At 40.9% G+C, this 22,464-nt stretch carries 19 protein-coding genes; 4 read left to right on the forward strand and 15 right to left on the reverse strand.

The genetic code is table 11. The features are described 5' to 3' along the window. Positions 1 to 7: 7 nt before the first annotated feature. From BUB77_RS08710 to BUB77_RS08760, 11 genes are all read right to left on the reverse strand, one after another. Positions 8 to 217 carry a GNAT family N-acetyltransferase gene (locus BUB77_RS08710; RefSeq protein WP_278277713.1) on the reverse strand — a complete coding sequence of 70 codons (210 nt, stop codon included), beginning with the start codon at positions 215 to 217 and terminating at the stop codon, positions 8 to 10. A gap of 303 nt (positions 218 to 520) precedes the next feature. Beyond that, positions 521 to 2,833 (reverse strand): hypothetical protein, encoded by a 2,313-nt coding sequence (locus tag BUB77_RS08715; RefSeq protein WP_073274866.1) that lies wholly within the window; start codon positions 2,831 to 2,833, stop codon positions 521 to 523. A gap of 98 nt (positions 2,834 to 2,931) precedes the next feature. Beyond that, the gene (locus BUB77_RS08720) at positions 2,932 to 4,680 is read right to left on the reverse strand and encodes a type 2 periplasmic-binding domain-containing protein (protein ID WP_073274867.1); all 1,749 of its coding nucleotides are present in this window, start codon (positions 4,678 to 4,680) and stop codon (positions 2,932 to 2,934) included. Between the two features lie 65 nt (positions 4,681 to 4,745). Continuing rightward, the gene (locus BUB77_RS08725; RefSeq protein WP_073274869.1) at positions 4,746 to 5,636 is read right to left on the reverse strand and encodes a carbohydrate ABC transporter permease; all 891 of its coding nucleotides are present in this window, start codon (positions 5,634 to 5,636) and stop codon (positions 4,746 to 4,748) included. Positions 5,637 to 5,667: 31 nt separating this feature from the next. Then, positions 5,668 to 6,615, reverse strand: coding sequence for an ABC transporter permease (locus tag BUB77_RS08730; protein WP_073274871.1), 948 nt, complete (start codon positions 6,613 to 6,615; stop codon positions 5,668 to 5,670). A 190-nt stretch (positions 6,616 to 6,805) separates the two neighbouring features. Then, positions 6,806 to 8,476, reverse strand: coding sequence for a response regulator (locus BUB77_RS08735; protein WP_073274873.1), 1,671 nt, complete (start codon positions 8,474 to 8,476; stop codon positions 6,806 to 6,808). A gap of 18 nt (positions 8,477 to 8,494) precedes the next feature. Beyond that, a complete protein-coding gene (locus BUB77_RS08740; protein WP_073274875.1) occupies positions 8,495 to 10,348 on the reverse strand; it encodes a sensor histidine kinase in 1,854 nt (617 codons plus the stop codon). 394 nt (positions 10,349 to 10,742) lie between these two features. Next, positions 10,743 to 12,233 carry an IMP dehydrogenase gene (locus tag BUB77_RS08745; protein WP_073274877.1) on the reverse strand — a complete coding sequence of 497 codons (1,491 nt, stop codon included), beginning with the start codon at positions 12,231 to 12,233 and terminating at the stop codon, positions 10,743 to 10,745. A 25-nt stretch (positions 12,234 to 12,258) separates the two neighbouring features. Further along, positions 12,259 to 12,894: an HAD family hydrolase gene (locus tag BUB77_RS08750; protein ID WP_073274879.1), complete on the reverse strand. Its 636-nt coding sequence runs from the start codon at positions 12,892 to 12,894 to the stop codon at positions 12,259 to 12,261. Between the two features lie 81 nt (positions 12,895 to 12,975). Further along, complete coding sequence (locus tag BUB77_RS08755; protein ID WP_073274881.1) at positions 12,976 to 13,782, reverse strand: hypothetical protein; 807 nt, start codon at positions 13,780 to 13,782, stop codon at positions 12,976 to 12,978. A gap of 14 nt (positions 13,783 to 13,796) precedes the next feature. Continuing rightward, the gene (locus BUB77_RS08760) at positions 13,797 to 14,966 is read right to left on the reverse strand and encodes a U32 family peptidase (RefSeq protein ID WP_073274883.1); all 1,170 of its coding nucleotides are present in this window, start codon (positions 14,964 to 14,966) and stop codon (positions 13,797 to 13,799) included. A 183-nt stretch (positions 14,967 to 15,149) separates the two neighbouring features. On the opposite strand from BUB77_RS08760, the gene yeiL reads away from it, so the two are divergent. After that, positions 15,150 to 15,812 carry a transcriptional regulator YeiL gene (gene yeiL / locus BUB77_RS08765; protein ID WP_073274885.1) on the forward strand — a complete coding sequence of 221 codons (663 nt, stop codon included), beginning with the start codon at positions 15,150 to 15,152 and terminating at the stop codon, positions 15,810 to 15,812. 60 nt (positions 15,813 to 15,872) lie between these two features. On the opposite strand, the gene BUB77_RS08770 is transcribed toward yeiL, so the two are convergent. Further along, positions 15,873 to 17,006, reverse strand: a complete 1,134-nt coding sequence (locus tag BUB77_RS08770; protein WP_073274887.1) for a GntR family transcriptional regulator — start codon at positions 17,004 to 17,006, stop codon at positions 15,873 to 15,875. A 163-nt stretch (positions 17,007 to 17,169) separates the two neighbouring features. Next, positions 17,170 to 18,234, reverse strand: coding sequence for a sporulation integral membrane protein YtvI (ytvI, locus tag BUB77_RS08775; RefSeq protein ID WP_073274889.1), 1,065 nt, complete (start codon positions 18,232 to 18,234; stop codon positions 17,170 to 17,172). A 781-nt stretch (positions 18,235 to 19,015) separates the two neighbouring features. On the opposite strand from ytvI, the gene BUB77_RS08780 reads away from it, so the two are divergent. The 3 genes from BUB77_RS08780 (at position 19,016) to BUB77_RS08790 (ending at position 21,213) form a co-directional block, all read left to right on the forward strand. Beyond that, positions 19,016 to 19,600 carry a hypothetical protein gene (locus BUB77_RS08780; protein ID WP_073274891.1) on the forward strand — a complete coding sequence of 195 codons (585 nt, stop codon included), beginning with the start codon at positions 19,016 to 19,018 and terminating at the stop codon, positions 19,598 to 19,600. Between the two features lie 258 nt (positions 19,601 to 19,858). After that, positions 19,859 to 20,746, forward strand: coding sequence for a DegV family protein (locus BUB77_RS08785; protein ID WP_073274892.1), 888 nt, complete (start codon positions 19,859 to 19,861; stop codon positions 20,744 to 20,746). 143 nt (positions 20,747 to 20,889) lie between these two features. Beyond that, on the forward strand, positions 20,890 to 21,213 hold the full coding sequence (locus tag BUB77_RS08790; protein WP_242962434.1) for a pyridoxamine 5'-phosphate oxidase family protein: 324 nt from the start codon (positions 20,890 to 20,892) through the stop codon (positions 21,211 to 21,213). Positions 21,214 to 21,355: 142 nt separating this feature from the next. Here the strand turns inward: BUB77_RS08790 and BUB77_RS08795 are convergent, their stop codons facing one another. Both BUB77_RS08795 and BUB77_RS08800 read right to left on the reverse strand, forming a co-directional pair. Beyond that, positions 21,356 to 21,781, reverse strand: coding sequence for a flavodoxin domain-containing protein (locus BUB77_RS08795; protein ID WP_073274894.1), 426 nt, complete (start codon positions 21,779 to 21,781; stop codon positions 21,356 to 21,358). Next, complete coding sequence (locus BUB77_RS08800) at positions 21,774 to 22,361, reverse strand: TetR/AcrR family transcriptional regulator (protein WP_073274896.1); 588 nt, start codon at positions 22,359 to 22,361, stop codon at positions 21,774 to 21,776. Before BUB77_RS08800 ends, BUB77_RS08795 begins: the two co-directional genes overlap by 8 nt. Between the last annotated feature and the right edge of the window lie 103 nt (positions 22,362 to 22,464).

Below are 22,464 nucleotides of genomic sequence, written 5' to 3' on the forward strand. Positions count from 1 at the left end.
TGGGTACTTAGCTTAAGAAATACTCATAAGCGGTCACTCCTTCAGCTTGAAGGAAGCCTTCTTTTAAATAAAGCACCTTTGCTCTTTCATTATCCCCATTAACACAAAGCGTTGCCTTTTTATACTTCTTTTCCTGTGTAAAAGCAAGTGCAGCTCTAAGCAGCTGTCTTCCCAGACCCATTCCCTGGTGGTCCGGCAGAATAGCAAGCGGACCGATCTGGAATAACCCTCCTGTATTTTAACATAAATGCATAGAAAAGAATACTACTCTTGTTTCCGGGAATGTAAAAGGGGCTGGTGCAAAATGAAGCTCTGCGGAGTATGACTTGCCATAATGCACTGTTTGACAGACAGATGATATGATTTGTATCCTATAAGCGAACATATAATGTACGATTTTAGCATACGAATCATACCCGATGTCGGTCAACCGGTGTGTGAGGCATGTTATACTCTGCAGAGCTTCATTTTGCAACAGTTCCTTTTACTTGAATTCCAAAAATCTATTCAGGATTTCCCCTCAAAAAAATCCTTTGATATTCAGTTCCTGATTAGAGCTTTCATAACGGAATAATTCTGTCTTCGTTTCTTCCTCCCATGAATAGTCAACCGGGACCTGATTACCTGCCTCATCCTCCGCTGCTATTGACACTACCGGCTTTGGCAGGCGGATTCTCAGAAATGCATTTAATTTATTCGCTGCTTTGACCCTCATGGCAAAACCGGTGCCATCCTCCGCTTTCTCCAAGGAAAATACTCTGGCAGAGCAGCCGATAATCCGCCAGTCAACACCCTGGATTTTAGAGAAATCAAATAATATTGTATTTTCATCCTGGGACAGGCTTTTTTCCTTTAGTATGGAATAGTCACAGGTAAGCATATCCGCAAACAGTCCTTTGAAGATATGTGTTTCCTCTGCTATCTCTCCTCTGCCCTCATTCATGACGGAGGAAATGATATAGGGTCCCCTGCGTAAAGTAAGCTGGTTGGTAAATCTCCAGTCACTGCCCCCATGTGCCAATAGCTCCTTCATACGGAAACGGTATTCATCCGCCAGCTTTGGTGTCAGGCAAAGCCTTCCGGGCGATAGGTTCCATACCATGACCCGTCCCTTGCCTGCCTTGTAAAGGCCATCCTCCGGTTTTAGAGACAGGCCCAGCATTTCAAACAAATGTTCCGAAGGATTGCCATAGCCTTCCTTCCCGGTGGCTGGAACAGGCCGGTTCCACCAGCCGTCTATCCTGTGATAGGGGTCACTGCCGTCTCCTATGTACACAAGGGTACCGCCGCTTTTTACCCAGGCTGCAAGGGCATTGTTTACATCGGGAGATTCCGGTTTTATGTATTCATAGCTTAGAATAAGGGTCTTATAATCATCAAAATATCCCGGATACCGCCTTATATTATCCAGCAGCACAGGTCTTACGGGAAGACCGTATTTTAATAAAGGCATTGCCATGCCAAAAAAATTCGGGAAGGTGCCGCTTTGGATAAAGGCCTGATAGGAATTTTTATCCTTTTCCACCTTTTCCATTAATATCCGGCTATCCCCGGAACAATCCTCCCCTTCATGCATTCTGTCCTTCAAAGCCTCCATGGCATTTTCCAGACTGCCGGCAGCTTCTTCCGTTATTATTCCGTCAGGATAGCTTCTCTGAAACAATCCTGAATCTGACATCAGGATACCTACACCTTCCCTCATGCCGTCAAAAGTATATTCTGTCTGGTCCATATCTCCAAAGAGCTGTATCATGCTGTTAAGCAGTGTGGCATATTCGGGAGGAATTGCCCTGGCGCCTGGCATATTGTCTGTTGGTATTGTACCCCCTGCAAGACCTGCTTTACGCGGAAATACCCCGTCAAATACTCTTTTGGGCCATGGGCAGATTTCATAATGGCAGACAGCAGGATGCAAGAGGGAGGCGACTGCGGTCTTTAGATAATTATAGCGGTAATCCTCCCAGGTATATTCCGGATTATCCTCTATGGGATCATGGAGGAACCACATTCTTTTTCCAGTGCCCTTCACCAGCTCCTGCATGATTCCGTATTCCAGAAATGCCGTTTCAAAGGTCCTTTCCTTTACCACCCCTTCATAGACATTTGCCGGGCGGCTGGTACCGGTCCATACCTGGGCAATATATCCGTCTACGGCCGGCAAGCCAATGAGAGCGCCTTCTGGACTGATAATCTTCCACTGGGTATAGTTGAGCAGGCTATGGGTAGGAACATAGAACCGCAGCACCCTTCCATACTCTGTCAGGGCATATTCCTTCAGGGCATTTCCGATATAACTAATTGTCCTTGCATAAAGATATGCCTTGAGCTTTGATACTTTATATCTTGCATCCAGACTGCTGTGGGGTGCCTGCCAGGGTTCTCTGTAATACAACAGATATTCCCTCTGAAAGGCTTCCGAGTATCCCCCACGGTCCCAGAATTCAGGCTCCTCCATATGTATCGCCTCAACTCCCGCATCTACGGCAATCTTCAGCTTCTTTGCAAGATACTCTGCAAAGGCTATGGCAGGTGACATATAGGGAACATCTTTTCCGTGTTTTATATGCCTGCCATGACGGTCCATCTGGCTTTCATCCCAGTGGTTTTTCCCGTCGTATTCTCCATACAGGTAATCCTGATACTCTCCCCAGGAAATACCCGTCATCAGATGGACAACATACCCTTTCTCCTTAAACCTGTGCACTCTTTCGGGCATGGAAGCATCAATACCGTAAACCATAACAAAATCACATTGAACATCAATGCTAGGCTGCCAGGCTGCACTTTCCTGATATCCCGTTAATTCCTGCGAGCGTTCCCTGATATAAGCCATAAATTTCTCCCTTCTCCGTCATTTCTCGTCTTATTAAATAATACTCTCTATTTGCATAAGACGCCAGCTTGCGCTGACGTCTTATGTCACAGCTTTTATTAATCCAGTATATCATCCCTGGAATTAGCAGACTCTGTTACATATTTCAAATAGTCTTTAAAAATTCCGTTATCCTGAGTTAATAGATATTTCTGGTAATCCTCCAGGATAGAACGTGCTTCTGCTTCTGTTTTAGCAAAGTACGCACGCTGCTCATAGTCATCCATGGTCGTTCCTTCAAAAGCAAATTTCTTTACCTTATCGTAATCCTTATAATTAACTACAAGGCCTTCCAGCGGATATCCGTCAGCACGTTCAACGGGACGTGCTTTCTTATATTCCACCATTTCCTGGGGTGCCGCATCTGCATCACCTGCACCGATTTCACCCCACCAGGTAAAACGTTTATCAGCCTGAAGTGTACGTCCTAATATGTAACCAATTCCTTTTTCACGGAGCTCATCATCAACGGAAGAATCTCCTTCTGCCTTTCTGGCAAGTAAATCACTGTTCAGACGAGGCTGTCCGGCATCGTTTAAAGTATAAGTATCTCCTTCAACACCATACTGGCATAAACGGGCACCTTCTTCACTGTTTATATAATCAAGATAAGTAAGAGCAGCTTCGATATTGGAACAGGTGCTCGGGAAAATAATAGCGGGAGAACCTGCGCGGCCGTTCTGCTCAAGCTGTACTAACGGCTGTCCGTCCTTATAGGTCATAGGTCCTACAGGAACATACTTCATTTCCGGATGAGCACTGTATAAACCGGTAAGCTTTGTAGAATTAATAACAGAGCTATATTGGGCTGAAGCAAATAATGCTGTTCCGTTTCCGACTTTCTCATCGGCCTGGGCATCCGACTGCTTAAAGCACTCTACATCCAGTAATCCCTGATTAACAAGCTTCCAGATGAAAAGCTGTCTATTGGTCCAATCCTCTGTTAAAGGAACGTAATTATAGGTACCGTCTGCCTGTTTGATATAATTACTGAATTTCTTGTCGGAAAGATTAATGGAATATCCTGAACTGTCCCATCCGTTATGATAAGTAGTGGCAACAATCGTGTCATTGCCATTTACATCTTTAAATCCATGCTCTTTGGCTTTTACCATGAAATTGTATAAATCATCCGATGTTTTAATTGTAGTCGGATCAATTCCCAAGGCCTTCAGAACATCACCGCGGACAAATACACCATATGCCCAGTTTGTCACATCAGCTGTATCTCCGGGCGTTTCCTGAGGCAAAATATATTTATGACCATCAAAGCCTTTAAAATTCAAATCATTTTCAAGATAAGACTGTGATACAATTCCCACATCATAAGAATTTGCCAGATTCGGATAATTGGGCAAATAGTCTTCGATAGGAAGCAGTCTGCCTTCTGTAGCCGCTTTCTTAATAACTGCTGTTTCACCGGCACTGCCGCCCCAATACGGTGCATTGATGATATCCGGCATATCACCGGAAGCAAACATCAGATTCAGTTTTTCGGTTTCACTCATCATGATTCCTTCAAACTCGACCGTAACGCCGGTTTTTTCTCTGATTTTCTTTGCAACTTCATTGTTGTACTGGTCAGATGCTGTTTTAAAACCGCCATTCCAGCATATCAGCATTTTTAATTTTACATCGTCGAACTTTTTAGCTCCGCCTGCATCTGCTGCACCTTCTGTTGTACTGCTTTCCCCCTTGGAATCAGCCGGCTTCGAATCATTTTTTGTGCTGCCGGGTTTTCCGCACCCTGAAAGCAGTGTAGCCGCCATCATCATTACCATTAAGATACTAAGTAACTTTTTTTTCATAGACATTCTCCTTTTCATTTTTTGTATGCTTTTTATGGGCCGCTTTTAGCAGCTCCTTCATACCATCAGCCTTTTACGGAACCGATCATAACGCCTTTTACATAGTACTTTTGCAAAAACGGATAAACTACTACGATAGGCATTGTAAGCAGCATAACAAATGCCATTTGCAAAGATTGGGATGTATAAGTGGTCATTGCTGTTAAGCTCGTTTCCTGCCCCACCTTAATCGTAGAAGATGCCGTTGCTTCGCTGAGGAGCCTTTGCAGTAAAGTGGCAGCCGGATACAAAGCCGTCCTGCTCTGATAATAAGCCCCGGTAAACCAGTCATTCCAATGCCCTACCCCGATAAACAAAGCCAGCGTAGCCAGTATTGGCTTAGACAAAGGAATAAAGATGCCAAACAGAATCCTGGTTTCACCTGCCCCGTCAATTTGGGCCGACTCTCTTAACTCCGACGGAATATTATCAAAATAAGTCCGAAGCAGAAGGAAATTAAAAAAGCTATAAACGGCCGGTATAACATAAAGCAGAAAGCTTTTGGTCAGCCCCATGTCACGAAGCAGCATGTAATAAGGAATCATTCCGCCTCCGAATATGGTAGTAAAGTAAAAAAAGAAAGTAAAAAATGTTTTACCCGGTAAGGTCTTAACACTTAGCGCATAGGCAATCAGCGCTGTGAAAAATAACCCAAGCACTACTCCCAGCAAGGTTCTTGCTACAGATATTGATAAGGAATCAAAAATACGCGAATCCTTGAAAGCATGAGCGAAATTTTCCAAAGTAAATACACGCGGCCAGAAGAATACACCTCCTTTTGCAAAATCCCTGCCGGTATTTAAGGAAGCTATCAGAACATACCAGAAAGGATATAAGGAAATGAAGCCAAATAAAGCAAGAAATATGTAATTACAGACCATGAATATTTTTCGGGATTTTGATTCTTTTATTTTCATAATAGGTATAACCTTCTTTCCTTGTTATGTATTACCATATGCTTACTTCCATAAACTTCTTGGAAACCGTATTTGTCAGTGCCATCAGTGCAAACGCAAAAACAGATTTGAACAGACCGATTGCCGTAGCATACTCAAACCTGCCGTAATTCAAACCGGTTTTCAGCACAAAGGTATCAAGGATTTCTGAAATTTGAGTATTGGCAGGCTGCTGCAATAAGAGAACCTGGTCAAATCCTGCATTTAAAATACCTCCAACTGCAAAGATAAACATAATTCCGATAGTCCCTTTAATGGATGGCAATGTGATATGCCATGTGCATTTTAGATGTCCTGCTCCGTCTACCGTAGCTGCTTCATAAAGCTCCTGGCTTACTCCTGAGAGCGCTGACAGATATATAATGGATCCCCAGCCTGCATTCTTCCAAATATCAGAAAGGACTACCATGGGATAGAAATACCCCTTCTCCCCCATAAAGAAAACAGAATCCAGACCAAAATCCTTTCTTATGTTATTTACAATTCCTCCGTATGGTGTAAAAATTACCGTCATCAAGGTGACTACTACAACCCAGGATACAAAATTGGGCAGATAACTCATAGTCTGAACGACTTTTTTAAATTTAGCAGCCTTGACCTCATTTAACAGTAATGCTAAAAAAATGGGTGCGGGGAATCCGAAAATTATCTTAAGACCGCTGATTATAATGGTATTTTTCATTACGATCCAAAAATCGGGTGACTTAATAAATTCCTCAAAATTCTGTAATCCCACCCAGGGACTTCCTAAAATACCAAGATTGTAATTGTAAGCTTTAAAAGCTAATAGTGCGCCATACATCGGGTAGTAGCAAAATACCAGCAGCCAGACCACACAGGGAAGGATAAACAGATATAATACCTTGTGTTTCATAATTTGCTGCCATAATCTTCTTGTCCTTTCCTGTCTGGTTATCGAACCTGTTATGGTAGTTTTCAAAAGCTTTTCACTCCTTTCATGTGTTGTGAGACAATTTTACAACCCTTAACTGTAAATAAATATCAATTATTTTCATGATTACTATGCACTTTTTTAATTTTCGTTGTTATTTAATACAAAAAAAGTTCTCAAACAACATGTGTTTAAGAACTTTTTACTATCATTTTTATTTTTCCTATTATTTTACACGTCATTTTTCACGAAATTCATTTGGCGTACATCCCGCATGTTTTTTAAAGGTGCGCATAAAATAACTCAGATTGCTGAAACCACAGCTCTCAGAAATATCAAAGATACATAAACCGGTCTCCTTAAGAAGCTTCTTTGCATAATCGATTCTTAAGGTAATAATATACTTTGTAATATTGATGCCAAATTCCTTATTATAAGAGGTGGAAAGATACCCCAGCGAAATACAAAATTTCTGTGACAGGAAATTCGTGCACAATTCACTGCTGGTAAAATTATTTTCTATGTAGCTTTTTACAATCAGCAGAACGGACCTTGCATCTGCGGTCACTGCCATCCACTGGCTGAGTACTGTTGTTATCGTCCGGCAAAGGCTTTCAACCAGCTCTTCCCTGTCGGAAAACTCATCGATGATTCCGCCGGACAAGCATTCCGTACCAAGCATGGACACGATATTTCCACCTGCTTTTTTGATGCAGGTTCGTGCCAGTATGCAGATAAGCTCCACATAAAGCATGCGGATATGCATAGCCGTACCGGGTATATCTACGGAAAAAATCCGCTGTACTGTTGTAAGGGCTTCTTTTAAATCACCTGCCGCCAGTAACCTTTGGTATAGCTTAAATTCCTCTTCCGGCAAATTGTAAGTGGCCTTCTCCTCCCATTCCCTCCAGTAAAATATTCGCCCTTCCGGACTGCTCTCTAAGGAAAAGCGTAAATCCAGGGCCTGCCTGGCCTGGGTCAGTAATGCTCCGGTTACGGATTCCTCCAGCCCGGACACGCCAGCATATAAGACAATATTCAGCCTCCTGTGAATCCTCCGGTTAATTTCATGAAAGCTTTGTAAAATTGTTTCTTCCGACTTTTTACGGTCTTTATGAAAGGCAGCCGCAATTACGGTAATCTGCTGGTTGGGAGCAAAGTTATGAAAGGTCAGGAACCACGGTCCCCCAACCTCCTGTATGATATCCTGAACAGCGCGCCGCAGCTTATCAAAATACTGCCTGCCTTTTCCGCTGTTATCGCCGATATCAGCTAAGGATTGGTCCGTAACGCCCTCGTATTCAACGGACTTTAAAGGTACTCTGCCTTCACTCTGGCCTGCCGTACAGGAAGACAGCCTGAATACTCCTATCTGATAAAATTCCGCATTGGCAGGAAATAATTCTGCCGCAGAAAAATCAAGACTTGTTTTCATGCCATTTAAAAATGCAATCAGCTGTTCCCTCTGGCTCTCATTTAACCTGTCATCCTCCAGCTTCCCGCCATTAAAAAGACTTTGCAGCACATTTCGCTGGTGCATTCCTATTGCAATTGCCTTTGACAAAGTGCCGGTCAATTCCTCCTGCCTGACAGGCTTCAGCAAATAATCAACCACCCCTAAGGCTATGGCCTCTTTGGCATAATTGAATTCTGAGTAACCGGAGATTAATACCGAGGCCAGTCCCGGCACGTAGCTCCTGGCTATCTTCACCAGTTCGATTCCGCTCATTTCTCCCATCATAATATCGGTAAGCAGAATATCCGGCTTATGCTCCTTGATCTTTTCCAGAGCTTCCTCCGCTGAAGAAGCCTCCATTACCCATTTAAATCCAAAACCGCTCCGGCTGACTTTATATAATATATCCGCACAGGCTAATTTTTCGTCATCCACTATTAATATACTAAGCATACCTTTTCTCCACAATTTCTATGCTGTCCTGCCACAGGGCATCCGAACTGATACACATACTCCCTTTACCTCTCCCCCGCTTGCTATCTGGAGCCCGTAATCCGCCCCATACTGCAGGCGAATCCGCTGATGGACATTTAAGAGTCCGATATTGCTGCTATCCCTATCCATAACCGTTATTTGTGCTTCCGGTTCCGCTATGCGCTCCTGTATGGCGGAGAGTCTTTCGGGTGAGATTCCTTCCCCGTTATCCTGTATGGATATAACAAGCGCATCCTGTATCCTCACCGCCCATATGCGAATACTCCTGTCTTCCCCCTTCTCCGTCATTTGATTCTTAAATCCATGCTTAAAGGCATTTTCTATCAAGGGCTGGAGAATGAGCTTCGGCACCTGGCAGCCATACAGGTCTTCCCCGATATCCACACTGTAAGTAAAGGCATTTTGGTACCGGATACTCTGGATATACAAATAATCCGATATATTGGAAAGCTCCTCTTTTAACGTTACGTTGGGTCTGGATACCTCGGAAGAATACCGGAACATAGCGGATAATGCCGCTATCATTTCCGTTGTGCTGTCCGCCCCCTCCATACAGGCCATAGCCGAAATGGTATTCAGCGTATTATAAAGAAAATGGGGATTAATACAGGACATCAACGCCTGTTCACGGGCAGTCATCACCTGCATTTTCGCAGTATACTCTTCCTGAATCAGGGTCTGAATCCGCTTTTGCATCCGGAAAAGGTGCCTTTCAATTCGTGCAAGCTCATCCTTCCCTCCTATAGGTTCTGCCGGCTGTACTTCTTTTTCATCAAACTTATCCATCTTTCCTATAAGCATATTTAATTTTCTGTTATAAAGCCGGTTCGAAAGGATCAGTAACAGCATCATAAATACAAGCAGTACCACCGTTGCAAATATTGCACCAATTCCATCCGACTTGGACATCTGTTTCGGATCAAACAAAATCACGGCAGTTGCATCAATTGAACCCAGCTTCCTTGTCAAAACATGAAAGACTTCTGAATTTCCCTTTTCATCGGTAAGCTTGAACTTTTTAGATAATTCCCCGCTTTCCTGTATTTCCTGATAAATCTCCTTCATCCGGTCTTGAGTCAAATTAATTTTCCTTTCCCGGGTTGGGGAAGAATAATCATAGATAACATTACCGCTTTTATCATCAAACATGAATACGCTGTTAAAAGAACTCTTATAGGGAAGGAATAAAGTGCCGGTATCCACCGTAATGGTCTGACAGCAATAGCCCTGCCCCCATACGCCGGATTTTGAGTTATAGTTATTGATGATTCCAGCCAGGGTCAGATGGTAGGTATGGGTTACATCGGAATATGTATACCACCACTGGGGACTGCTCTCCTTTAAGCCCTTAAACCAGGACTTATCCATAACCTTATTAACATCCCAGAAATAATACCCGTCCGCCGGAAGATAGGTGTATAATCTTTGACTGATGACCTCCTGGGACTGGTAGAGGAAAAATGTCATTTCATTTATCCTCTGCCCTAATTCCGCGCTTAGGATTACCATTTCGGAACGGCTGATATTCTTATTAAAAATATGATTACGTAAATCATTGCTCATGGAAACCACTCCCATGGCTGTGATATAATTTGATAATTTATCCTCAATACCGGAAATATAAATATCAGCAGAATTCTTTTGTATGCCATAAATTTCACTGTTCACCTTCATCAGATAATTTCCCACCAGATTCCAGATTCCTATGGATGCAATTAACACAATCATAACGGTAATCATCAGCATGGAATGCATGGAGGTTAGCAGCATAAATTTCCGCAATCTCTGCTTCCCTGTAGTTTTAATCCTTTTTCTCGGAATTTCTTTCACCGGTCAGAACTCCTTTGCAATATATTATCTGCTAACCCTTCCCTTTGGGCTGAAAGGAACAGCCCCTGGCATCACCTTTTATGAAAGGAGCTGCTGCACCGTTTGTATAGATACAGCAGCTCCTCCTAAAATATAATTTCCGCATTTCTGCAATACGCAAGGATTGATATATTTTAATATTTTGTGATATTTTTGATATCATCTGATATATATGTTACAAAATTATATGAATTCTGTCAATAATATATTAAAAAAATACCGGAATCCTTATTGCATTCTGACAAATAAACATAAAAAGAGCTGTTGCCCAACTAACTTAATGTTAGTTTTGCAACAACTCCTTGGTGTTGAATTGACATGATTGACTGCTTTTATACGTATTCTTTAAGTCTGTTTAGTAATCTTTATCTTTCAGTATGATATCATGGGCTCCGCCTTCCCGAATACTTATGGGGGAAACAAGGGTGATCCTTGCTTTTTTCTGAAATTCCTCTATGGAAGCGGCCCCGCAGCTTGACATTGTGGACTTTATCTTGCTGATAGTGACGGATAAATTATCCTTGAGTGCACCTGCATAAGGAACATAACTGTCAACACCTTCTTCAAAAAGAGTGTCTTTGTTGGCTGACATGCTGTATCGCTGCCAGTTCTTTGCTCGGTTTGATCCTTCTCCCCAATATTCCTTTACATATTCATTGCCTCTTTTCAGCTTCTTTCCCGGGCTTTCGTCAAACCTTGCAAAATATCTTCCCATCATTACAAAATCCGCTCCCATGGCCAGGGCTATAGCTATGTGATTGTCGTATACAATCCCTCCGTCAGAACATATGGGGATGTAGATACCTGTCTCCTCCTTATATCTATCCCTGGCACAAGCGACTTCCAGTATGGAAGTCGCCTGACCTCTTCCGATCCCCTTCTGCTCACGTGTGATACAAATAGACCCGCCACCGATGCCGACCTTTACAAAATCTGCCCCTGCATCAGCCAGATAACGGAAACCTTCGGCATCAACCACATTGCCGGCACCAATATATGCCTTCGGAAAATTTGACTTTATATAGGTAATGGCATCATATTGCCAAGTGGAATAACCATCGGAAGAGTCCAGACACAATATGTCAGCACCTGCTTCCAGCAGTGCCGGGACTCGGTCCTGATAATCGTAAGTATTAATTCCGGCGCCTACAAGAAGGCTCTTCTTCTCATCAAGAAGCTCAAAAGGGTTCTCCTTATGAGCTTCGTAATCCTTACGGAACACCATATGGACCAGCTGCTGTTTTTCGTTGACGATAGGAAGACAATTTAATTTATTTGCCCAAATCAAGTCATTGGCTTCATTTAAAAGAATCCCATCCCTCCCTGTAATAAGCGCTTCAAAAGGAGTCATAATATGACAGACTTTTTTATCCAGGGAGTCCCTGCTTATTCTGTAATCTCTGCTTGTAATAATTCCGGTAAGAATACCGTCCGAATTTCCGTTAGAGGTAACAGCTATGGTAGAATGCCCGGTATCCTCCTTCAGCCTCAGTATATCATTCAAAGTGTGTTCCGGCGAAAGGTACGAATCGCATACAACAAAGCCTGATTTGAATTTTTTGACTTTCCGTATCATTTCAGCCTGAGAATCAATTGTCTGAGCCCCATATATAAATGACAGCCCTCCGCACCGGGCCAATGAAATGGCAAGTTTGTTGTCCGACACAGCCTGCATAATCGAAGATACAAACGGAATGTTAAGCCTTATGTGTGCCTCTCCTGTTCTAAATCTTGTAATAGGAGTCGTCAGATCAATTTTATCAGGTATGCATAAGGGCGTAGATAAATTAGGGATCAGCAGATATTCATTAAAGGTTCTGGAAATTTCATTATATAGTTTAGCCATTTGAGACCTCTTTTCTTTTTGCAGCTTAAAAGATGCTTTTCAATTCGCCGAAATTATTGATGATAAAGGTGGGGTTTTGCGCTTTCAGTTCTTCATAAGAATTGTTTCCATAGGTTACACCACAGGTGTGACAGCCTGCGCCCTGTCCCATCTGAAGGTCAAATACCGTATCCCCTACCACCAACGCCTCTTCCGGTTCACATTTTTCCTGCTCCAATATTAATCGTGCCATGTCCGGAGCCGGTTTTTTATTTTTTACGTCCTGTTCTCCGTAAATACGAGAAATGAAAGGACTTACCTTTAAATGATCCAGCAATAGATGAAGAGCTTCTTTGCCCTTACTTGAGGCAACTGTAATAACGATTCCCTTTTGTGACAGGTACTCTATAGTACTCTTTACATTTGGAAACAGTGCAACACTTTTCATGCAGATATCCTGGTATTTTCTGCGGTATAAATCAATGGCATTATCTATCTGGCTGTCTGGGATTTTTAATACGGATGAAAAGGTATCCTTGAGCGGCAGCCCTATTTTTTCCTGTATGTCCTTCTCCTGGGCAATTCCATAGCCCAGCTGTTTTCCCGTGGCCTGAATTGTATTTACAATGCTGCTCTTTGTATCTGCTATTGTTCCGTCAAAATCTAATATTAAAAGCTTCATGATCCATATCCCTCGCATCCTTATAATTACAGTTAATTTTATCATAATTCCAATTCATAATGGCTGAAATTTCATTCTCTTTCACTGCCATAGGTCATAATCAATTACCTGAATATCTTCCAATTCATTATTAAGCAGATGTCCCAGATTTTTTTCTGGAATTTCCTTCTCCACACCAATCTCTCCCAGCTTATAAGAAATGTTTTCATCAAACTGGTCCACCAAATCTTGCTTTCTGAAATAACGCCGGTTTTCCTCTATATATTTTTTTAAATGGTATTTTACAGAATCATTATAATATCCGTAAAGCATGTTGTTGAAATGCTCATGCACAATCTGATTATCTGAAATCAGGCGGTCCAACTCAACCATAAGCTCAATACTTCCGAATGTACGTCTCATTTCTTCAAATTCTTGTTTGTGAAGATGATTCTGAGATACGACAACATAGGAAATACTTCTGGTGTTGTTTAAAACATCAAAAAATATTTTACTGTGTGGATGATTGATTTCCAGCTGCGATGAAACAATCACACGAATATCTTTGCTGTATTCGTTGCAAAGCAGTTCAATAATATAGGGGTTTGATACCAGAATATATTTAAATCCTGTGTCAATCATGGTTTGAATATCTTTGCAAATCTCTTTATACCCCTCTACGGTGAATTCTCTGTTTTCGAAATGAAACATATCATAGGCATAACATAACTGATGCCTGCCGCTTATGCTCCTGGCTTCCTCCGGTGAGATTGCACAGTTCCTCGCCTCATGAAACAAAAAACAATCCTTCTGAAAGTCCTGCTCAAATCTGGTCAAAAAAATTCTGCCCTCTGATTCAGACTCCATAAAGCTCTCATCCAAGTATAATGGTAGTAACATTTCGCCCATCGATAACTGCCCCCCTATTTATATTCTATACGCTGTACCTCACCATGATTTAACTCTTTGATATACGGTAATTTTGTAATTCTGCTCTGCCACCTCCTGTTATTTTCGATATACTGATGTCTCTTATCCTCCGGATAAATCAGACCCTTGTCAGCAGCATGGCGGCATGAAACGCAGTGCATGCAATTGTCCGTGTGATTGGCAGAATACCAGATTTTATTGTCCACTTGAGATATTTCAGGTATAAGCTCCAGCTGGTCTCTGGGATAAAGAGCCTGCTCCAAAAGGCCATCGGAGACAGCGGCATGAATGTTTGATTTGGAGCCATAGGTGCCTAATATTTCTTCCAAATGGGATGTCCGGCTTTGCTCAAGATATATTTCAATGGATTTCATGATCCATTCTGTCGTTGCCAGTCGGTCCAGCAATTTGAAATTTTTATAACCAATTTCCATGTATTTTGGAATATCAACCGGAGCAATCCATTTTCCGCTATATATTTCCTCTGGTCTTAAATTCCGGATATTAACACATTTATTTCTGTAGTAGCTGAAATATGGTGTTTTTGTTTCCTTGTGCTTGCTGTGGGAACCCTGCATACGAGTATGACCTTTTTGCCAGGGGCAATTCGATATGTACAAGTCATTTGGAATGAGCTTCAACAATATATCAGTTTTCGAACGAATTCTGATCAGCTCTCCAAAATTCTTGATTAAATCATAATGCAGCGTTGCTTCATCAATGCCTAATTGGATCAGATATTCAAGTTCTTCCCATGAACGAGTTTTTAAATTCACCGATGCTGATATTTTTAAAGCCGGCAGTTCCTGTTTTGTATATTTGATTAGATATGGATTGCTCAATGTGACCTTTCGTATCCCCAAATCAACTAATTTGTTGATAAATTTCAGATACCTTTCATGGTATTTTTCCGTAAACTCCTCGTTCATCAGGCCGTTATTGTTGATGACATAATTAAATTCAATGCCAGCAGCGTTTAGCTTGTCCAGGATTTCTTTCAATTCATTTTCCTTTTTCACAATATTTTGAGTTTGGGCGCGTCCCCCTCCAAAATCATCAATTCCTAAATTACCAAAGTAGCTTTCAATATAATTCCCATACTTAGAAAGCGATTGATCAATGAACTCCATATCTCCATTGTATGGTAGCGCAAATTTTATCATAAGGCACCTCCCCTGGAAAAAATTTGTTGTTTTAATTTACTCTTTTACTAACTGCTTTTAATATTTAATAATTATATCATTTGCTTTTTGTAAAAAATATGAGATTTCTCACATAAACCTGGAATTTAGAGAAGTTTTATAGTAAGATGAATTATAAAAACAGAGTTTGAAAGAGATTTGTTGATGAAAATGAAAAAAGCGGACGAAATGATTCCCTCATATGTCACTAATATTTTTTCCTTTGATATTACTCCTTATGCCAAATGGAAAGAATTTCAAAAAAATGATTTAATATGCAGAGAAGGTGATGATTTATCTGATCTGGTATTTCTCATTAAGGGAAATGCTAAGCTTTTCCTGACTCATGAAAACGGAAAAGTTACCATCATTGATTTTTTTAAATCTCCTACCTTATTTGGGGAGATGGAATTTATGGGTGCGCAGAAATTTACCAATGGAGTCATTGCTTTGGATAAGTGCGTATGTATCCTGTTACCCCTAAGGGAAACCAGCCATCTTTTAAGAAATGATACTAAATTCTTAAATTATCTGTGCCTATTTTTATGCCGGAAGGCTTTGCGCAATACCTCAAATTATGCGACCAACCAGAATTATCCTCTGGTGAACCGTTTGGCTAATTTTATACTATTATCTGCAGATGGAGAAATCTATAATAGGAAACACACGGAGGTTGCGGAATACCTTGGTGTCAGCTACCGTCACCTGCTTCATGTGTTTGCGGTTTTATGTGAGGCGGATATTTTGCAGCATATGGACAAAAAAAGATACCGAATTAAGGATTTTTCATCCCTTGCGACGTTGGCTGTCAATGAGAACAGTTTATGACAAGTGTCTGGTTCTGCTTGAAGAAGCGGTACTGCCTTAAATCAGGGTGTGAAATGTCTTTTATTTCACGCCACTTTCCCTAAGATTTTTTACGCTTTTTCTTTCAATCAGCTCAGTTGGTATTTTAATATGCCTTACCTGTTCCCCTCTCATTTTCAGCTTATTAATTATAATATCAAAAGCTTCCATCATCAAAGGTCTTACCGGCTGGCGCATTGTGGTCAGTTCCATCTCCAGATATTCCAATATTTTATTGTCCGTAAAGCCCGCTACCGAAAGCTTGCCGGGAATGGGTATCCCCAGTTCATTTGCTGCCGAAAACAGCCGGATTGCCAGGTAATCGTCTCCGCAGAAGACTGCCGTCAGCTCCGTATTTTTTTTCAGATACTTCACGATATCATTTCGGGACTCCTGAGAGCTGCTAATCATCACATAGTCAGTTTCAACGGGAACCTTATTTTCCGACATGGCACTGACATAGCCTTTATACCTTTCATCCCTGCTCGTAACCTCCGAAATGTCATAGGAGATAAATCCGATTTTCCTGTGTCCTTTCTCAATCAGATAATTTACCATTTTTCTGGCTCCCTGGTAATGGTCATGGTAGACACTGTCAAACTCAATTTCCTTGTAGACCCGGTCCACCATGACTATGGGATAGTTGCGCAGCTTATAATACAGCAGCTCCTTCCCGCAGACATTTTTATCACCCGGAAAAAATACGACACCCTTGATACCCGATATTGCCGAAATCTCCCGAAGGAGCTTTTCCTCTTCTTCCAGAGCACCTCCCGAGACCTTCACAATAACCTCATAGTTCCTTTCTCCGGCTATTTGAGACAGCTCGGTAATAATCTGCCCTGTGTAGAAATCAATTTTGGGTATCACCAGAGCAATGATCTGTATATCTCCCTGACCTTCCGTCTTAAACGCCGATTCCTCCAGCAATGAGTTGATAACCGTCATATCAATGTCCTTCAGAAAACTGCCCTGCCTTGGCACACGATATATTATTCCCTCCTCAGCCAGTGCATTCAGAGCCAGCTTGCTCGTCATTCTGCTGACACCATACAATTCCGCAATCATGCCTTCGCTGGGAAGCATCTCATGAGGGCCGTATTTCTTCTCTACGAGCATTTTCAGCAGCTCACGCTTTACACGATCTGTTTTTGTATCACTTATCTTTGTTGGCACAAGTATTATACCTCATCCTTTTATAATATCGTAATATATCTGATATGTATTATATCAGACACTCCCTGATAAATAAAGAAAAAAAATGGGCCTTTTAAGGCCCATTTACCGCTTTTTTAAGTTATAAATCACTGAATGCACTGAAATATATTATCACTGCTTCCTATATTTTAAATAAATGAATGCTTCCTTCCTTATTAAGCTTTATCAATATAGTAGCCATAATCGGGAGTATCAGAAGCCCCAAAACTCCCATCAGCTGCGCACCGACATACATAAGAACAAGGGTTATAATGGGATATAAGCCAATCTGCTGGCCGACTATCTTTGGCTCAATAATCTGTCTGACTACAGTTATTACAATATATAGAATCAGCATTCCCATACCTATCTTCGTATTGCCCATTATAAATGCAATAACAGACCAGGGCAGCAATACGGCTCCGGTACCAATAATCGGCATAATATCTATAATTGCCACCAGCAGGCCGAATAGAAAAGGCGTAGGTATCCCAATAATCCAGAAGCCTATGGATAATTCCGTAAAGGTTATTGTAATAATAGCCGCATAGGCCTTTATAAAATTACCAAGAGAGCCGATTACATTGTCCTTTAGCTTTATTATGATCTTCTGGTGCTCTTCACGGAACTGCCGGATAATAAAGCGTGTTATCTTATAATAGTCTATGGTAAAGAAAAAGGAAGAGACAATGGTAAAAATAAGCTTGATTAACAACGTCGGAACCTGGCTGGCAAAGCCGGTAGCCATACCTACGACCTTTGAAGAAATTTTTGTTAAATATTCAAATACGGACTGGTCAATATTGCTCATAAAGCTATCCAGATAGGATTTGGTGCTGGGATATTTATGAATCATATTGTCCGTAACTGTCTGAAATGCAGGAAGCAGCGTTTCTTTATAAAGAGTAGGTAAGCTGTAAAATAATGAGTTAATAAAATTTACCATCTTAACGCCGATTAAGCTGATTATAAATCCTACCAGGCCATAGAACACTATTAAAATGATAATCGAAACCAAAACACGCTTTACATGTGCCTTTTTTGCAATAAGATCAATAAGATTCCGAAAGGACATAGCAATGATAATACCGATAACAAAAGGCATTAACAAGGGGAATACATATTTTATACCAACATAAACCAGTAAAATCAAAATTAAGAAATAGAAAAAATGGATAATAAAAGCTCTTTGCTTATTTATATTCATAAATTAATTTACCCTTCCTGTTAACAGCAGATGCTTCTTATGTGTTTTTATTAATTCTAGTGCAGTATCCAAACTTTTATCCGGGTTGGCTTTACTTAAGATAAGTTACCAGCCCTGCCTTCTAAACGATTCAAAAGCCAGGACAGCCTTATCTTCATTTTCTTATTCTTTTATCCTAGCTCCCATTGCATGCCACATCTGCCCGCAGATATGACACACCACCAATCAGGGTGTGAAATGTCTTTTATTTCACACTAACTGCCTCACCTTCTCAACGCATCGCAAGATTGGGCTGAGGATTTCGCAGGCACTTGTGTGAAAATAGCTTTTTTATATTCACACTATATTGTTTAACCTATCTAAGTTTGTGCTTACAGCTTATAGTTATACACTCCTATCTATATTTGATTATGCCTGATTACTTCCTGCAGCTTTAAATATGTAACCTCCGATTAGCCTCTGGTCAGGCAGGCAGCCAAAAAATCAATCCATTTTTCCTTTTTTTGTATGTATATGAAATCACGAATTAAATTTTCATTTATGCTATTATAACATTTATTTTCTTAATATTAAATAAGCTATTCTATGAAGATGTTCTTTATTTTTTCTTAGGATATTCCCTTTTTGCCTTTTACGTAATTTCAAGCTGATATATCATTAACACATAGCAGCTTTAAAGGTTATTATAATGCCAATATAAGTTATATAATAACTATTGACAGGGTTATTTCAATGTCGTAACATAGTAATCACAACTACATTAGATAAAGGAGATGATGTTATGGATCATTTGGCCAAAGCAATACGGATTATAACTATTCCTCCGGTGCTTGCCGCTGGGCTGGCAGCTGCACTTTTTATATACGACAAAGCTCTGTTAGGAGATAACACGCAATTCTATGCCATGATTTTCTTTCTGACAATCCTGCCGGCACTTGCTTACTTACTCCAGCCCTTTCTTCCGCTGTTCAGAGAAAAAGGCAGGGACGGGCAACGGCATCTGGCTTTCATTGCTTCCGCAGCCGGGTATATTTGCGGGGTTATTTTCTCATTTGCGACAGCTGCTCCAATTGCAATTCACATAATATATTGGACTTATCTTGTCTCTGTCCTGCTGCTGACTGTTTTCAATAAGGCAACCCAATGGAAAGCAAGCGGACATGCCTGCGGAGTGACCGGACCAATGAGTATGCTGCTCTATTTTATCGGTCCAAGGACCTTACCGTCAATTCTGGTTTTCATTCTTATGGCATGGGCAAGTCTCAGAACTAAAAGACACACACTGGTGGAATTAATCCTTGGAGGTATAGATTCTGTCATAGCCTTTTTGCTCGTTCTGCTGGTTGTTAATTCATTTTCCTTGTAGAAAGTGAGAACTACATAAAAAAAAGTATAAAAAGAAAAGATGCATAAAAGGAAAAGAACCATAAAAGTACCGCAAGCGTATAAAGAACCGAAAAAGTATAAGTACTACAAAAGTGTAAGTACTGAAAAAGTATAAGTACCGCAAAAGTATAAGTACGGTAAGAGTATAAGTACCGCAAGAGTATAAGTACCGCAAGAGTATAAATCAAAAAGGTATATTGTAAATACTAAATTCAAGAACTTAAGATGGAGAAAATTTATGGCTGAATATATTCTTAGCTGCTGCTCTACAGCAGATTTAACACAGGAGCATTTTGATAACAGGGAGATTCATTATATTTGTTTCCACTATTCTCTGAATAATGTTCAATATGCAGATGACCTCGGAAAATCCCTTCCCTTTGATGAATTTTACAGAGCAATGGCAAATGGGGCGGAAACCAAAACGTCACAGGTAAATGTAGACGAATTTATTACATACTTTACACCTTTTTTGGAACAGGGGCTGGATATCCTCCATGTAAGCCTCTCTTCCGGCATTTCCGGCGTATTCAATTCTGCCAATATCGCCAGAAGCGAACTGCTGGAAAAATACCCTGACAGAAAGATATATATTGTAGATTCCCTGGGCGCCTCTTCGGGTTATGGCCTGTTCCTGGATAAATTGGCCGACCAGCGTGACTCCGGTATGGAAATTGACTTGCTGTATGATTGGGCTGAGACTCACAAACTGGAACTGCATCACTGGTTTTTCTCCACCGACCTTACCTTCTATGTCAAAGGCGGCCGTATTTCCAAAACAGCCGGTTTTGTCGGCAGCATTTTAAATATCTGCCCTCTGCTGAATATGAACCATCTTGGCCAGCTTATCCCCCGTGATAAAATCAGGGGAAAGAAACGCGTCGTGGAAGAAATCGTCAATCAAATGGAATTACACGCCCAGGACGGAGCAAATTATAACGGCAAATGCTACATTTCCAATGCCTACTGCTACGAGGATGCCCGTGCTGTGGCAGATTTAGTGGAAGCAAGATTTCCGAAATTAAACGGCAAGGTAGAAATCAACAGTGTCGGTACAACCATCGGAAGCCACACAGGCCCTGGAACTGTTGCATTGTTTTTCTGGGGAGATGAGCGGAAGAATTAAGAACAAATGGCAGCTATAAAATGCTTCTTTTCAAGGCATCCCTCTTACAGTATAATAAAATACATATTTTACCCAAATTAAAGCCTTGCTTTTGCAGGCATGTAATTGCAATGCATTTTGTATATCATAATGGTAACATTTACATGCATGGATTACCCAAGGGGCAAAAAATCGATAATGTGAATAACAATCCAAAAGCCTGTTTTGAAGTGGATGAATTACTTGGTCTGATGACAGAAGGCATTGAGGCAGCCTGTGATACGGAAGCGTTCTACAACAGTGTGGTTATGACCGGAACCGCTCGGATACTGCAAGATTACGAATATAAGCGTGAAGTACTGAATAAGCTGGTGGAAAAGTACACCCCTCAGTTTGCGGGAATAGAGCTTCCTCAGAAATGGTTCAAGGTACAGCAGTCATTGAACTCCAGGTTGAAGAGTGTAACTTTGGTAATATTAGGACCTTGAACCGGCGTAACTATCATTCTGCCTATTCAAGGTCCTAATAAAATACTTTCAGAGTATGCTTTATCTATTCTGCCTGGAGAATATCCAATTTATTTTCACTATTAAACAGATACGTTTTATTGCTGTAAATCAATTCCTTCCTTTACTCATCTATACCTTCTGATAGCCTGACAGCAAAATCTACCGCCTCCCGGATGTCGTTTTTATTGGGATGGCCCATTTTCATAAGTATAAAACTTCCCTGGCAGATCAATTCCTCCACAACAGGAATTTCCTTTTCCTTTAAAAGCTTTCTGACAGTATCCTGTCCCTGCTTTTTCGTAGCACATGAAGTTACTAAAGCAACCCTTGCCACCTTTTCTCTGTCTAAGCTTTTCACAAATGCTAAAAGCTCAGCCAGACTTTCACCTCCATAGATACCTCCAACAATAAAAAGCAAATCCACCTCTCTCAGTACAGGATTGTCCGGTACATTATCTGCCTGAATGTTAAGTGCATTGCCAATGGCCTGTGCTATTTTTTTGGAATGCCTGGTTTTGGTTGCATATACAATACGGAATCTACTCATGATTAAGAACCCCCTTTAAAATAATATCAAATTGAACCTGAAACAGCTCTTCTGCCTGCTCCATTGTTAAATCCGTATGCCTTGAAATCATAAGATTAAATCCCAGAAAGGAGCTCCAGATGGAAAACGCGGCTTTCTCAGAATCTATCTCCTTGATAATTCCGCTCTCCATTCCTTGCTTTAACCTGTCACTCAGATGGGAAATCCATTCCGGTCTATCAGACCTTCGTCTGCTATACTTGTGGAGAACAATCAGATTATATTTTTCCGGTTCATCAAAAGCCAGCTTCATAATTCTTTTGAATACAACTTCCATTTCAGAGACAACATCCTTTTGATTTTTCAGCAATTCAGCAATTTGGGCATGAAGCCATGCTGTCTCAGCTAATTCTATGGCATCGATGATTTCCTGCTTATCCTTGAAATGATGATAGACAACACCGGTAGAATATTTCATCCTTTTTATGATTTTTCGAATGGAGACTTCCTCAAAGCCTTCCTGAATTCCAATTTCCAATGCCGTATCCAGAATTGCCTGACGAATCATCTCACTTCGCATTTTTTGCTCTTCTCTTGCCAACAGGTGCACCTCTTATTTTCATAACATAGTATTTTTTAATAACAAAGTATTTTTTAATAACAGTGTTATGAGAATGATAATATATGGAGCATAGATTGTCAAT

Source organism: Anaerocolumna jejuensis DSM 15929 (assembly GCF_900142215.1).
GTDB lineage: Bacteria > Bacillota > Clostridia > Lachnospirales > Lachnospiraceae > Anaerocolumna > Anaerocolumna jejuensis.